The sequence below is a fragment of the Streptococcus sp. 4094 genome (genome assembly GCF_013277125.1).
Taxonomy (GTDB): Bacteria; Bacillota; Bacilli; order Lactobacillales; family Streptococcaceae; genus Streptococcus.
Genome location: NZ_VMMI01000007.1, coordinates 17,002 through 30,557, shown reverse-complemented (window position 1 = coordinate 30,557; position 13,556 = coordinate 17,002). Strand labels below are relative to the sequence as shown.

Here is a 13,556-nt window from a genome sequence, read left to right as displayed (position 1 = left end):
AAGTATCCCAAAAGTTGATATACTAGTAAAGTAATCGACGCGGGGATGGCGGAATTGGCAGACGCGCAGGACTAAGGATCCTGTGACCGCTTTAGGTCGTGAGGGTTCAAGTCCCTCTCTCCGCATAGGATAAGAGTTAGCTTAGGCTAGCTCTTTTGTATTTCTCTAAAAAATTAGAATCCAGTCAAATGTAGTGGAGAATCAGCGAAAATATGGGAAAGCTGATTCTTGTTTCTGCTTTTGTATAGAAGAATAATAAAGATTATCTTCTTCAAATTCTCCGATATTCTCTAAAGTTTTGTGCAAGTTGCACAGAACTTTTTTGTTTTTTTGGTCACCTTGCCATAGAAATGTAAAGCGTTTTCATCTATAATATAATTATCAAAAGACAAAAGGAGTTCACCTCATGGTAGAATTAAATCTTAAAAATATTTACAAAAAATATCCAAACAGCGAACACTATTCAGTTGAAGATTTCAACTTGAACATCAAAGATAAAGAATTTATCGTTTTCGTAGGTCCTTCAGGATGTGGTAAATCAACTACACTCCGTATGATTGCTGGTCTTGAAGACATCACAGAAGGTACTGCATCTATCGATGGCGTGGTTGTCAACGACGTAGCTCCAAAAGACCGTGACATCGCCATGGTATTCCAAAACTACGCTCTTTACCCACACATGACTGTTTATGACAACATGGCTTTCGGTTTGAAATTGCGTAAATACAGCAAAGAAGACATCGACAAACGTGTGCAAGAAGCAGCTGAAATTCTTGGATTGAAAGAATTTTTGGAACGTAAACCAGCTGACCTTTCAGGTGGTCAACGTCAACGTGTTGCCATGGGTCGTGCCATCGTCCGTGATGCAAAAGTATTCTTGATGGACGAACCTTTGTCAAACTTGGATGCTAAACTTCGTGTATCAATGCGTGCTGAGATTGCGAAAATCCACCGTCGTATCGGAGCTACTACTATCTACGTAACTCACGACCAAACAGAAGCGATGACACTTGCAGACCGTATCGTTATCATGTCAGCAACTAAGAACCCTGCTGGTACAGGTACTATCGGACGTGTTGAACAAATCGGTACTCCTCAAGAAGTTTACAAAAACCCAGTTAATAAATTCGTAGCAGGATTCATCGGAAGCCCAGCTATGAACTTCATCAATGTGAAATTGGTTGGAAGTGAAATTATTTCTGATGGTTTCCGTTTGAAAGTTCCAGAAGGTGCTTTGAAAGTTCTTCGTGAAAAAGGCTACGAAGGTAAAGAATTGATCTTCGGTATTCGTCCAGAAGACGTGAATGCAGAACCTGCTTTCCTTGAAACATTCCCAGACTGTGTTGTAAAAGCGACTATCTCTGTATCAGAACTGCTTGGTTCAGAATCTCACCTTTACTGCCAAGTTGGTAAAGATGAATTTGTTGCAAAAGTTGATGCTCGTGACTACTTGCAAACAGGTGCAACAGTTGAACTTGGATTTGACTTGAACAAAGCACACTTCTTTGATGTAGAAACTGAAAAAACAGTCTACTAAAATAAATAAAATTCAAAGCACTACAAGAAAAGATATCTCTTTATCAATTGTAGTGGAGAGATATCAGTTAATCTAAGGAGAGAAACAAAATGCTTCTCTCCTTTTTGCTAGGGAAGTCATATTATGCATCTATCTTGTGATACCCTTTGAATAAAAATGGTCATCTTATTTGCCTTATAGGGTGACTAGCAGATGAAATATTGTTTTCTCTTTCTTCTTTACTAGAAAGTATGGTATAATAGAGAGTAAAAAACTTTGAAAGAAAGAAAAAGATGAATTTAAAAGATTACATTGCAACAATTGAAAATTATCCAAAGGAAGGGATTACCTTCCGTGATATCAGTCCTTTGATGGCTGATGGAAATGCATATAGCTACGCTGTTCGTGAAATTGTTCAGTATGCTACTGACAAGAAAATAGACATGATTGTAGGGCCTGAGGCTCGTGGATTTATCGTGGGCTGTCCAGTTGCCTTTGAGTTGGGAATTGGTTTTGCCCCTGTTCGTAAGCCAGGTAAATTACCACGTGAAGTCATTTCTGCTGACTATGAAAAAGAGTACGGTGTTGATACCTTGACTATGCATGCGGATGCCATCAAGCCAGGTCAACGTGTTCTTATTGTAGATGACCTCTTGGCAACAGGTGGAACTGTTAAGGCAACCATCGAGATGATTGAAAAACTTGGTGGTGTTGTAGCAGGTTGTGCCTTCCTTGTTGAATTGGATGAATTGAACGGCCGTGAAAAAATCGGTGACTACGATTACAAAGTTTTGATGCATTATTAATGAAAAACAGTCCCTAGGGCTGTTTTCTCTACATTAGGATATAAAAATAGACTATAGCTAGTTAGAGAAAAACTATAATTGAAAACTATATCTTCTTGCAGTATAATAAAAGGACTAAGTGTTTGAGATTTGGCTTCAAACATATGCAATGATTCCTGAAAGAATACAGTTAGGAGAGGGTTATGCCGATTCGAATTGATAAAAAATTGCCAGCTGTTGAGATTTTACGGACAGAGAACATCTTTGTCATGGATGATCAACGTGCTGCTCACCAAGATATTCGTCCTTTGAAGATTTTAATTTTAAATCTCATGCCACAGAAAATGGTCACAGAAACCCAGTTGTTACGCCACTTGGCTAATACCCCCCTACAACTGGATATTGATTTTCTCTATATGGAGAGCCACCGTTCTAAGACAACTCGTTCAGAGCACATGGAGACCTTTTATAAAACTTTTCCTGAAGTCAAGGATGAGTATTTTGATGGGATGATTATCACGGGTGCTCCAGTTGAACATTTACCATTTGAGGAAGTGGACTATTGGGAGGAATTTAGCCAGGTGCTTGAGTGGTCCAAGACTCATGTCTATTCGACGCTTCATATCTGTTGGGGGGCTCAGGCTGGGCTCTACCTACGCTATGGGGTAGAAAAATACCAGATGGACAGTAAGTTATCAGGTATTTATCCTCAGGATGCTTTAAAAGAAGGGCACCTTCTTTTTAGAGGCTTTGACGATAGCTATGTATCCCCTCATTCACGGCACACGGAGATTTCTAAGGAAGAAGTCTTAAACAAAACCAATCTCGAGATTTTATCAGAAGGGCCACAGGTTGGGGTTTCGATTTTGGCTAGTCGTGATTTACGAGAAATTTATAGTTTTGGGCATTTGGAATATGATCGTGATACCTTGGCAAATGAATATTTCCGAGATCGTGATGCAGGTTTGGATCCTCATATTCCAGAAAATTACTTTAAGGATGATGATGTCAACCAGACACCTTGTCTTTGTTGGTCTTCATCAGCAGCCCTCTTTTTCAGTAACTGGGTGAATTATGCGGTCTATCAGGAGACGCCTTTTGACTGGAGAAAGATAGAAGATGATGCATCCGCATTTGGGTATTTATAAGAGGAATTATGACATATTTAGACGCTTTTAAATCAGGGAACTTGGTTTTACCGAGTGCCCTGCTCTTGCATTTTAAGGAACTCTTTCCTTCTAGCGACGATTTTCTGGTCTGGCAATTTTTCTATTTGCAAAATACGACAGGCTTGGAAGAAATGTCGCCAAGCCAGATTGCTGAAAGGATTGGCAAGGAAATTTCGGATGTCAACCAGTCTATCTCTAATCTGACGGAGAGGGGACTTCTCCAGTATCGTACTATCGAATTAAATGGTGAAATCGAATTGCTTTTTGATGCTAGTTTGGCTTTGGAACGCTTGGACGACTTGCTTGGAGTCGCTGATTCAAGTTCAGACCAGTTGACACCTCAGAATCAGCTCAAGGATTTGGTGGAAACCTTCCAGCAGGAATTGGGACGCTTGTTGACACCTTTTGAGATTGAAGATTTGACCAAGACACTAAAGGAAGATGGAACCAGTGCTGACTTGATTAAGGAGGCTCTTCGTGAAGCTGTTTTAAATGGAAAAGCAAACTGGAAGTACATTCAGGCGATTTTGAGAAACTGGCGCCATGAAGGTATCAAAAGTGTGGCTCAAATTGAGGCTAAGCGGGCAGAAAGAGAAGCCAGCAATCCTCAGTTGACACAGGTATCTGTGGATTTTAGAAATGCCATGGATCTCTGGAAGGATTAATCGTTGGAAGCAGGCTTGAAATCCGAGTAAGATTTGCAAGCTGTGTCTAATTGTGATAAAATAAGTAGAAAATAAATTGAAAAAAGAGGTATGTGAAATGTCACGTAAACCATTTATCGCTGGTAACTGGAAAATGAACAAAAATCCAGAAGAAGCTAAAGCATTCGTTGAAGCTGTTGCATCAAAACTTCCTTCATCAGATCTTGTTGAAGCAGGTATCGCAGCTCCTGCAGTTGATTTGACAACTGTTCTTGCTGCTGCAAAAGGTTCAAACCTTAAAGTTGCTGCTCAAAACTGCTACTTTGAAAATGCAGGTGCCTTCACTGGTGAAACTAGCCCACAAGTTTTGAAAGAAATCGGTACTGACTACGTTGTTATCGGTCACTCAGAACGCCGTGACTACTTCCATGAAACTGACGAAGATATCAACAAAAAAGCAAAAGCAATCTTTGCAAACGGTATGCTTCCAATCATCTGTTGTGGTGAGTCACTTGAAACTTACGAAGCTGGTAAAGCTGCTGAATTCGTAGGTGCTCAAGTATCTGCTGCATTGGCTGGATTGACTGCTGAACAAGTTGCTGCATCAGTTATCGCTTATGAGCCAATCTGGGCTATCGGTACTGGTAAATCAGCTTCACAAGACGATGCACAAAAAATGTGTAAAGTTGTTCGTGACGTTGTAGCTGCTGACTTCGGTCAAGAAGTTGCGGACAAAGTTCGTGTTCAATACGGTGGTTCTGTTAAACCTGAGAACGTTGCTTCATACATGGCTTGTCCAGACGTTGACGGTGCCCTTGTAGGTGGTGCGTCACTTGAAGCTGAAAGCTTCTTGGCTTTGCTTGACTTTGTAAAATAATCAGTAAGTAGCAAAAGCTAGGTGGAACAGCATTCAGGTGCCTGTTCCATTTTTTATAGGAGAGGAAAGATTGAAAACAAAATTTGTATGTATAGGGCTAGCAAGTCTTTGCTTACTTGGCGCAAGAGTTTCAGGAATTGCGGCAGATGAAACAAGTGGAAGCACAGTTTCAGAAAAATCTAGTCTATCAACAGGAACTTCATCAACTAGTAGCAATGAACAGAGAAACAGTGTCTCTGCCCACTGGGATGGGGATTATTATGTAAAGGCTGATGGTTCTAAAGCTCAAAGTGAATGGATTTTTGACAACTACTATAAGGCTTGGTTTTATATTAATTCAGATGGTCGTTACGCGCAGAATGAATGGCATGGAAATTACTACCTGAAATCAGGTGGATATATGGCCCAAAACGAGTGGCTTTATGATAATAATTACAAGAGTTGGTTTTATCTCAAGTCAGATGGGGCTTATGCTCATCAAGAATGGCAATTGATTGGAAATAAGTGGTACTACTTCAAGAAGTGGGGTTACATGGCTAAAAGCCAATGGCAAGGAAGTTATTTCTTGAATGGTCAAGGAGCTATGATGCAAAATGAATGGCTCTATGATCCAGCCTATTCTGCTTATTTTTATCTCAAATCAGATGGAACTTATGCTAACCAAGAGTGGCAAAAAGTGGGCGGCAAATGGTACTATTTCAAGAAGTGGGGCTATATGGCTCGGAATGAGTGGCAAGGCAACTACTATTTGACTGGAAGTGGTGCCATGGCGACTGACGAAGTGATTATGGATGGTGCTCGCTATATCTTTGCGGCCTCTGGTGAGCTCAAAGAAAAGAAAGATTTGAATGTTGGCTGGGTTCACAGAGATGGTAAACGCTATTTCTTTAATAATAGAGAAGAACAAGTAGGAACCGAACATGCTAAGAAAGTTATTGATATTAGTGAGCACAATGGTCGTATCAATGATTGGAAAAAGGTTATTGATGAAAATGAAGTAGATGGTGTCATTGTTCGTCTAGGTTATAGCGGTAAAGAAGACAAGGAATTGGCGCATAACATTAAGGAGTTAAACCGTCTGGGAATTCCTTATGGCGTCTATCTCTATACCTATGCTGAAAATGAGACCGATGCTGAGAATGACGCTGAACAGACCATTGAACTTCTGAAGAAATACAATATGAACTTGTCTTACCCTATCTACTATGATGTTGAGAACTGGGAGTATGTGAATAAAAGTAAGCGTGCTCCGAGTGATACAAGTACTTGGGTTAAGATCATCAACAAGTACATGGAGACGATGAAGCAGGCGGGTTATCAAAATGTGTATGTCTATAGCTATCGTAGTTTATTACAGACACGTTTAAAACACCCAGATATTTTAAAACATGTAAACTGGGTAGCGGCCTATACCAATGCTTTAGAATGGGAAAACCCTCATTATTCAGGAGAAAAAGGTTGGCAATATACCTCTTCTGAATACATGAAAGGAATCCAAGGGCGCGTGGATGTCAGTGTTTGGTATTAAGCTCTGATTAGAAAGAGGGATGTGATAGTAGCACCCTCTTTTTCTTTGTTTTATGGCAGTTCATCCTCGAGTAAATTCAAGATCTCGCTAGGAAATAAATCTTATATGGTAGATTGAATATAGACCAGGACATTGCGGTTGCTAAAACATTTTTAGAAATTCATTTGTCTTTCCTAATCGACTTGGCTCCCTCTTATTTCAATCTATTATAGTCTTGGGGAATTTCTTCAAACCACGTCAGCGTGGTCAGTTCTACCTGCGACCTCAAAACTTGTACTTTGGTTAAGCTGGGTTTAGTTTCCTAGTTTGCTGATGGATTTCCATTGACTATAAGCATCCAGACCTCTTTTTCGTCTTCTAAAGAATTCTTAAATTATCAGTCTCTTGCAACTTTTCTCATGTGGGTCATTTGGCTTGCATTTGTCTTTCCTTAGTAGTATACTAAGGTAGTAATCATTAAGAAGTGGTTACATAAAAATAATGAATGAGGTAAAATAAAATGGTAGAATTGAAAAAAGAAGCAGCAAAAGATGTCGCAACATTAACAAAAGCAGCGCCAGTAGCATTGGAAAAAACAAAGGAAGTTTTGAATCAAGCTGTAGCTGATTTGTACGTAGCTCACGTTGCTTTGCACCAAGTACACTGGTATATGCGTGGACGCGGTTTTATGGTATGGCATCCAAAAATGGATGAGTACATGGATGCTCTTGATGGTCATTTAGATGAAATCAGCGAACGATTGATTACACTCGGTGGAAGCCCATTCTCTACATTGACAGAATTCCTTCAAAATAGTGAAATCGAAGAAGAAGCTGGTGAATACCGTAATGTTGAAGAAAGCTTGGAACGTGTTCTAGCTATTTATCGCTACCTCATCACTCTTTTCCAAAAAGCGTTGGATGTGACTGACGAAGAAGGCGATGATGTTACAAACGATATTTTTGTTGGTGCTAAGGCTGAACTTGAGAAAACAATCTGGATGCTTGCAGCAGAACTTGGACAAGCACCTGGTTTGTAAGAAACAAGGCAACATAGATAAATCTGTAGGAAATTTCTTACAGATTTTTTCTATTTTGTAAGCTATTCCAAACCAGTCTTTTTTTGAGTTTTTTGATAAAATAGTACTATCAGTGAAAAGGATGGAAGCATGACTAAGAAAATCGTAGCTATTTGGGCCCAGGATGAAGAGGGTGTGATTGGGAAGGACAATCGCCTACCTTGGCATTTGCCAGCAGAATTGCAGCACTTTAAAGAAACAACTCTGAATCATGCTATCTTGATGGGGCGGGTAACCTTTGATGGAATGGGGCGTCGCTTGCTTCCACAACGGGAGACCCTGATTTTGACGCGTAATCTGGAAGAAAAGATAGATGGGGTTGCTACTTTTCAGGACGTCCAGTCTGTTCTCGACTGGTATCAGGCTCAAGACAAGAATCTCTACATTATCGGTGGGAAGCAGATTTTTCAGGCTTTTGAACCCTATTTAGATGAAGTAATTGTCACTCAAATTCATGCTCGGGTGGAGGGAGATACCTATTTTCCTGAGGAGTTTGACTTATCTCTTTTTGAGACAGTTTCAAGCAAATTCTACGCCAAAGATGAGAAGAATCCTTATGATTTTACCATCCAATATCGCAAGAGAAAGGAAGTCTAATGGAACGGAGTTTATTTGGTTTATTCACGGCTTTTCTGTGTTTTATCTGCCTTCTGGCAGGAGCACAGGCTTTTCGTAAAAAGCGTTACGGGCTTTCTATCCTCCTTTGGTTAAATGCCTTTACCAATCTGGTCAATAGTATTCATGCTTTTTACATGACCTTATTTTAGATAGAATGACAGTATAGAATGGAAGGAAATCATGTCTACAAATAGAAAAAATGATATGATGGTTTATTGCTCATTTTGTGGCAAAAACCAAGAAGAAGTACAAAAAATAATCGCTGGCAACAATGCTTTTATTTGTAATGAGTGCGTGGAGTTGGCTCAAGAAATCATTCGAGAAGAATTGGTTGAGGAAGTCTTGGCAGACTTGTCTGAGGTGCCAAAACCAATTGAACTCCTCCATATCTTGAACCACTATGTAATCGGTCAAGATCGTGCCAAGCGTGCCTTGGCAGTGGCAGTTTACAACCACTACAAACGCATCAATTTCCACGATACGCGTGAAGAGTCAGAAGATGTGGATTTGCAGAAGTCAAACATCTTGATGATTGGCCCAACTGGTTCAGGGAAAACATTTCTTGCCCAGACCTTAGCTAAGAGTTTAAATGTACCTTTTGCCATTGCAGATGCAACAGCTCTGACGGAGGCTGGTTATGTGGGTGAGGACGTGGAAAATATCCTTCTCAAACTCTTGCAGGCTGCCGACTTTAACATCGAGCGTGCAGAGCGTGGCATTATCTACGTGGATGAAATTGACAAGATCGCCAAGAAGAGTGAGAACGTGTCTATCACACGTGATGTTTCTGGTGAAGGGGTGCAACAAGCCCTTCTCAAGATTATCGAGGGAACTGTTGCCAGCGTACCGCCTCAAGGCGGACGCAAACATCCGCAACAAGAGATGATTCAAGTGGATACCAAGAACATTCTCTTCATCGTGGGTGGTGCCTTTGATGGTATTGAAGAAATTGTCAAACAACGTCTGGGTGAAAAGGTTATCGGCTTTGGTCAAAATAACAAGGCGATTGATGAAAATAGCTCTTACATGCAAGAAATCATCGCAGAAGATATTCAAAAATTTGGTATTATCCCTGAGTTGATTGGACGTTTGCCTGTCTTTGCTGCTCTTGAACAGTTGACAGTAGATGATTTGGTTCGCATCTTGAAAGAGCCAAGAAATGCCTTGGTCAAACAATACCAAACCTTGTTATCTTATGATGATGTCGAGTTGGAATTTGACGACGAAGCCCTTCAAGAAATCGCCAATAAGGCTATCGAACGCAAAACTGGTGCGCGTGGTCTTCGCTCAATTATCGAAGAGACCATGTTGGATGTCATGTTTGAAGTACCGAGTCAGGAAAATGTGAAATTGGTTCGCATTACAAAAGAAGCTGTCGATGGAACGGACAAACCAATCCTAGAAACAGCTTAGAGGTGACTATGGAACTGAATATACACAATGCTGAAATCTTGCTCAGTGCGGCGAATAAGTCCCACTATCCGCAGGATGAACTGCCAGAAATCGCTCTTGCAGGACGTTCAAATGTTGGTAAATCTAGCTTTATCAATACCATGCTGAACCGTAAGAATCTGGCTCGTACATCGGGGAAACCTGGAAAAACTCAGCTGCTCAACTTCTTTAACATTGACGACAAGATGCGCTTTGTGGATGTTCCTGGCTATGGTTATGCCCGTGTTTCCAAAAAGGAACGTGAAAAGTGGGGGCGCATGATTGAGGAGTACCTAACGACTCGGGAAAATCTCCGTGCGGTAGTCAGTTTAGTTGACCTTCGTCATGACCCGTCAGCAGATGATGTGCAGATGTACGAATTTCTCAAGTATTACGAGATTCCGGTTATCATCGTTGCGACCAAGGCGGACAAGATTCCTCGTGGTAAATGGAACAAGCACGAATCAGCAATCAAAAAGAAATTAAACTTTGACCCAAGTGACGATTTCATCCTCTTTTCATCTGTCAGCAAGGCAGGGATGGATGAGGCTTGGGATGCAATCTTAGAAAAATTGTGAGGAAAAGAAAATGGCAAAAACAATTCATACAGATAAGGCCCCAAAGGCTATCGGACCATATGTTCAAGGAAAAATCGTTGGCAACCTTTTGTTTGCTAGTGGTCAAGTTCCTCTCTCTCCTGAAACTGGGGAAATCGTTGGAGAAACGATCCAAGAACAGACAGAACAAGTCTTGAAAAACATTGGTGCTATTTTGGCAGAAGCAGGAACAGACTTTGACCATGTTGTCAAAACAACGTGCTTCTTGAGCGATATGAACGACTTCGTTCCTTTTAACGAGGTTTACCAAACGGCCTTTAAAGAGGAATTCCCAGCTCGTTCAGCAGTAGAGGTAGCTCGTCTTCCTCGTGATGTAAAAGTCGAAATCGAAGTCATCGCAGAGATTGGATAAGCTAGTTGAAGTTTGGTGTTGCCAAACTTCTTTTGATATAAGGAGAAAAAGATGACAAAGAAACAACTTCACTTGGTGATTGTGACAGGAATGAGTGGTGCAGGTAAAACTGTAGCCATTCAGTCCTTTGAGGATTTGGGTTATTTTACTATTGATAATATGCCGCCAGCTCTCTTGCCTAAGTTTTTGCAGTTGGTGGAAACAAAGGAAGACGACCATAAGTTGGCCTTGGTAGTAGATATGCGTAGCCGTTCTTTCTTCTCAGAGATTCAAGCTGTTTTGGATGAGTTGGAAAACAAGGAAGAACTGGACTTTAAAATTCTCTTTTTGGATGCAGCTGATAAGGAATTGGTCGCGCGTTACAAGGAAACCAGACGGAGTCACCCACTAGCTGCAGATGGTCGGATTTTGGATGGAATCAAGCTGGAACGTGAGCTCTTGGCACCTTTGAAAAATATGAGTCAAAATGTGGTGGATACGACTGAACTCACTCCACGTGAGCTGCGTAAAACCCTTGCAGAGCAGTTTTCAGACCAAGAGCAAGCCCAGTCTTTCCGTATCGAAGTCATGTCTTTCGGCTTTAAATATGGAATCCCGATTGATGCAGATTTGGTCTTTGATGTCCGATTCTTGCCCAATCCCTACTACCTACCAGAACTGAGAAACCAAACGGGTGTGGATGAACCAGTTTATGACTATGTCATGAATCATCCTGAGTCAGAAGATTTTTATCAACATTTGTTGGCCTTGATTGAGCCGATTTTGCCAAGTTACCAAAAGGAAGGGAAGTCTGTTTTGACTATTGCCATGGGATGTACGGGTGGACAACACCGTAGTGTGGCCTTTGCCAAACGCTTGGCGCAGGACTTATCCAAGAATTGGCCTGTCAATGAAGGGCATCGCGACAAAGACCGAAGAAAGGAAACGGTAAACCGTTCATGAGAAAACCAAAGATAACGGTGATTGGTGGAGGTACTGGGATCCCCGTCATTCTTAAGAGTCTGCGGGAAAAAGATGTGGAAATCGCTGCTATCGTAACGGTGGCGGATGATGGTGGTTCATCAGGTGAACTTCGAAAAAATATGCAGCAGTTGACACCGCCAGGTGATCTTCGTAATGTCCTTGTGGCCATGTCGGATATGCCTAAGTTTTATGAGAAGGTCTTTCAGTATCGTTTTTCTGAGGATGCAGGAGCCTTTGCTGGCCATCCGCTGGGAAATCTCATTATTGCAGGTCTGTCAGAAATGCAGGGTTCGACCTATAATGCCATGCAGTTGCTGAGCAAATTTTTCCATACAACTGGAAAGATTTATCCTTCCAGCGACCATCCTTTGACCCTGCACGCAGTCTTTCAGGATGGGACAGAAGTGGCTGGAGAGAGTCATATCGCAGACCATCCAGGCATGATTGACCATGTTTATGTGACCAATACTCTCAACGATGATACGCCTCTGGCTAGCCGTCGAGTAGTGCAGACCATTCTTGAAAGTGACATGATTGTCCTAGGGCCTGGCTCTCTCTTTACCTCTATTTTACCTAATATCGTGATTAAGGAAATCGGGCAGGCGCTTTTGGAAACCAAGGCAGAAATCGCCTATGTCTGCAATATCATGACCCAACGTGGGGAGACGGAACACTTTACAGATAGCGACCATGTGGAAGTCTTGCATCGTCACCTTGGTCGACCTTTTATCGACACTGTCTTGGTGAATATCGAAAAAGTTCCTCAGGAATACATGAATTCCAATCGTTTTGATGAATACTTGGTGCAGGTGGAACACGATTTTGTAGGTCTTTGTAAGCAAGTTCCGCGCGTGATTTCATCCAACTTCCTTCGTCTGGAAAATGGGGGTGCCTTCCACGATGGGAATTTGATTGTGGACGAGTTGATGCGGATTATACAGGTGAGAAAATGAGTTTCACAGTAGCAGTAAAAGAAGAAATCTTAGGTCAACACCATCTGAGCCGGCATGAATTATCTGCCATTATCAAGATGTCTGGTAGCATCGGTCTCTCGACTTCGGGCTTGACCTTGTCCGTCGTGACAGAAAATGCCAAGCTGGCTCGTCACCTCTATGAGTCATTTCTCCATTTCTATGAAATCAAATCGGAAATTCGTCACCACCAAAGAAGTAATCTTCGCAAGAATCGAGTCTATACCGTTTTTACAGATGAAAAGGTGCAGGACTTGTTAAGTGATTTGCACTTGGCAGACTCCTTTTTTGGTCTGGAAACAGGTATTGACGAGGAGATTTTATCGGACGAGGAAGCAGGTCGTTCCTATCTCTGTGGCGCTTTCTTGGCAAATGGAAGCATTCGTGACCCTGAATCAGGTAAGTACCAGTTGGAAATCAGTTCTGTTTATCTGGACCACGCGCAAGGGCTTGCCTCCCTTCTCCAGCAGTTTTTACTGGATGCCAAGGTGCTTGAGCGCAAGAAGGGAGTTGTGACCTATCTCCAGCGTGCCGAAGATATTATGGACTTCTTGATAGTCATCGGAGCTATGAAGGCGCGTGATGATTTTGAGAGAGTAAAGATTTTGCGAGAAACCCGTAATGACCTCAATCGGGCTAATAATGCTGAAACAGCTAATATCGCTCGGACAGTTTCTGCCAGCATGAAGACTATCAACAATATCAGCAAAATCAAAGATATTATGGGCTTAGAAAATCTGCCAGTGGATTTGCAGGAAGTAGCGCAGTTGCGGATTCAGCACCCAGACTACTCTATCCAGCAGTTAGCAGATAGCCTCAGCAATCCCCTTACAAAAAGTGGTGTCAATCACAGACTCAGAAAGATAAATAAATTAGCTGATGAACTATAAAACCAGGCTCTTGTTTTGCGAGGTTCTTTTTTGAAATAAAAAGAGGTTGGGCAAAAAGCAATGTCATTAAGTTAAGAAATTTGGCTCTTTAAAATCAAAAACGCATAATATCCGGTGTTGACTTGAACCGTAATACTA

The 13,556-nt window shown here is 41.5% G+C and carries 15 protein-coding genes and 1 tRNA gene; all 16 read left to right on the top strand.

Annotation, left to right across the window (positions count from 1 at the left end):
- Positions 1-39 precede the first annotated feature (39 nt).
- Positions 40-125 (top strand) — tRNA-Leu (locus HT721_RS01305).
- Positions 126-406: 281 nt separating this feature from the next.
- Positions 407-1,537, top strand: coding sequence for a sn-glycerol-3-phosphate ABC transporter ATP-binding protein UgpC (gene ugpC, locus HT721_RS01300; RefSeq protein WP_000229957.1), 1,131 nt, complete (start codon positions 407-409; stop codon positions 1,535-1,537).
- Positions 1,538-1,809: 272 nt separating this feature from the next.
- Complete coding sequence (locus HT721_RS01295; protein ID WP_001049318.1) at positions 1,810-2,322, top strand: adenine phosphoribosyltransferase; 513 nt, start codon at positions 1,810-1,812, stop codon at positions 2,320-2,322.
- A 182-nt stretch (positions 2,323-2,504) separates the two neighbouring features.
- Positions 2,505-3,449, top strand: coding sequence for a homoserine O-succinyltransferase (gene metA / locus HT721_RS01290; RefSeq protein ID WP_173213481.1), 945 nt, complete (start codon positions 2,505-2,507; stop codon positions 3,447-3,449).
- Positions 3,450-3,457: 8 nt separating this feature from the next.
- Complete coding sequence (locus HT721_RS01285; protein ID WP_173226800.1) at positions 3,458-4,135, top strand: DnaD domain-containing protein; 678 nt, start codon at positions 3,458-3,460, stop codon at positions 4,133-4,135.
- Between the two features lie 97 nt (positions 4,136-4,232).
- Positions 4,233-4,991: a triose-phosphate isomerase gene (tpiA, locus tag HT721_RS01280; RefSeq protein ID WP_005589685.1), complete on the top strand. Its 759-nt coding sequence runs from the start codon at positions 4,233-4,235 to the stop codon at positions 4,989-4,991.
- A 37-nt stretch (positions 4,992-5,028) separates the two neighbouring features.
- A complete protein-coding gene (lytC, locus tag HT721_RS01275) occupies positions 5,029-6,519 on the top strand; it encodes a choline binding-anchored murein hydrolase LytC (protein ID WP_173213485.1) in 1,491 nt (496 codons plus the stop codon).
- 499 nt (positions 6,520-7,018) lie between these two features.
- Positions 7,019-7,537: a Dps family protein gene (locus HT721_RS01270; protein ID WP_173228725.1), complete on the top strand. Its 519-nt coding sequence runs from the start codon at positions 7,019-7,021 to the stop codon at positions 7,535-7,537.
- A 129-nt stretch (positions 7,538-7,666) separates the two neighbouring features.
- Positions 7,667-8,173, top strand: coding sequence for a dihydrofolate reductase (locus HT721_RS01265; RefSeq protein ID WP_173228723.1), 507 nt, complete (start codon positions 7,667-7,669; stop codon positions 8,171-8,173).
- The gene (locus HT721_RS01260; RefSeq protein WP_000442276.1) at positions 8,173-8,343 is read left to right on the top strand and encodes a hypothetical protein; all 171 of its coding nucleotides are present in this window, start codon (positions 8,173-8,175) and stop codon (positions 8,341-8,343) included. Before HT721_RS01265 ends, HT721_RS01260 begins: the two co-directional genes overlap by 1 nt.
- Positions 8,344-8,374: 31 nt before the next feature.
- Positions 8,375-9,607, top strand: a complete 1,233-nt coding sequence (gene clpX, locus HT721_RS01255) for an ATP-dependent Clp protease ATP-binding subunit ClpX (RefSeq protein ID WP_000106341.1) — start codon at positions 8,375-8,377, stop codon at positions 9,605-9,607.
- An 8-nt stretch (positions 9,608-9,615) separates the two neighbouring features.
- The gene (gene yihA, locus HT721_RS01250) at positions 9,616-10,203 is read left to right on the top strand and encodes a ribosome biogenesis GTP-binding protein YihA/YsxC (protein ID WP_000422410.1); all 588 of its coding nucleotides are present in this window, start codon (positions 9,616-9,618) and stop codon (positions 10,201-10,203) included.
- A 10-nt stretch (positions 10,204-10,213) separates the two neighbouring features.
- The gene (locus HT721_RS01245; RefSeq protein WP_001140420.1) at positions 10,214-10,594 is read left to right on the top strand and encodes a RidA family protein; all 381 of its coding nucleotides are present in this window, start codon (positions 10,214-10,216) and stop codon (positions 10,592-10,594) included.
- A 51-nt stretch (positions 10,595-10,645) separates the two neighbouring features.
- A complete protein-coding gene (gene rapZ / locus HT721_RS01240) occupies positions 10,646-11,536 on the top strand; it encodes an RNase adapter RapZ (RefSeq protein ID WP_000163055.1) in 891 nt (296 codons plus the stop codon).
- Positions 11,533-12,510, top strand: a complete 978-nt coding sequence (locus HT721_RS01235) for a YvcK family protein (RefSeq protein ID WP_173228721.1) — start codon at positions 11,533-11,535, stop codon at positions 12,508-12,510. Before rapZ ends, HT721_RS01235 begins: the two co-directional genes overlap by 4 nt.
- Entirely contained in the window at positions 12,507-13,418 is a 912-nt protein-coding gene (whiA, locus tag HT721_RS01230; RefSeq protein ID WP_173228719.1) for a DNA-binding protein WhiA, read from the top strand. The genes HT721_RS01235 and whiA overlap by 4 nt, the downstream gene beginning before the upstream one ends.
- Positions 13,419-13,556: the final 138 nt, after the last annotated feature.

Excerpts from the sequence above, each read along its gene's own strand:
- ugpC (WP_000229957.1), top strand. The coding sequence starts at position 407 with ATGGTAGAATTAAATCTTAAAAATATTTACAAAAAATATCCAAACAGC.
- HT721_RS01295 (WP_001049318.1), top strand. The coding sequence starts at position 1,810 with ATGAATTTAAAAGATTACATTGCAACAATTGAAAATTATCCAAAGGAA.
- metA (WP_173213481.1), top strand. The coding sequence starts at position 2,505 with ATGCCGATTCGAATTGATAAAAAATTGCCAGCTGTTGAGATTTTACGG.
- HT721_RS01285 (WP_173226800.1), top strand. The coding sequence starts at position 3,458 with ATGACATATTTAGACGCTTTTAAATCAGGGAACTTGGTTTTACCGAGT.
- tpiA (WP_005589685.1), top strand. The coding sequence starts at position 4,233 with ATGTCACGTAAACCATTTATCGCTGGTAACTGGAAAATGAACAAAAAT.
- HT721_RS01270 (WP_173228725.1), top strand. The coding sequence starts at position 7,019 with ATGGTAGAATTGAAAAAAGAAGCAGCAAAAGATGTCGCAACATTAACA.
- HT721_RS01265 (WP_173228723.1), top strand. The coding sequence starts at position 7,667 with ATGACTAAGAAAATCGTAGCTATTTGGGCCCAGGATGAAGAGGGTGTG.
- HT721_RS01260 (WP_000442276.1), top strand. The coding sequence starts at position 8,173 with ATGGAACGGAGTTTATTTGGTTTATTCACGGCTTTTCTGTGTTTTATC.
- clpX (WP_000106341.1), top strand. The coding sequence starts at position 8,375 with ATGTCTACAAATAGAAAAAATGATATGATGGTTTATTGCTCATTTTGT.
- yihA (WP_000422410.1), top strand. The coding sequence starts at position 9,616 with ATGGAACTGAATATACACAATGCTGAAATCTTGCTCAGTGCGGCGAAT.
- HT721_RS01245 (WP_001140420.1), top strand. The coding sequence starts at position 10,214 with ATGGCAAAAACAATTCATACAGATAAGGCCCCAAAGGCTATCGGACCA.
- rapZ (WP_000163055.1), top strand. The coding sequence starts at position 10,646 with ATGACAAAGAAACAACTTCACTTGGTGATTGTGACAGGAATGAGTGGT.
- HT721_RS01235 (WP_173228721.1), top strand. The coding sequence starts at position 11,533 with ATGAGAAAACCAAAGATAACGGTGATTGGTGGAGGTACTGGGATCCCC.
- whiA (WP_173228719.1), top strand. The coding sequence starts at position 12,507 with ATGAGTTTCACAGTAGCAGTAAAAGAAGAAATCTTAGGTCAACACCAT.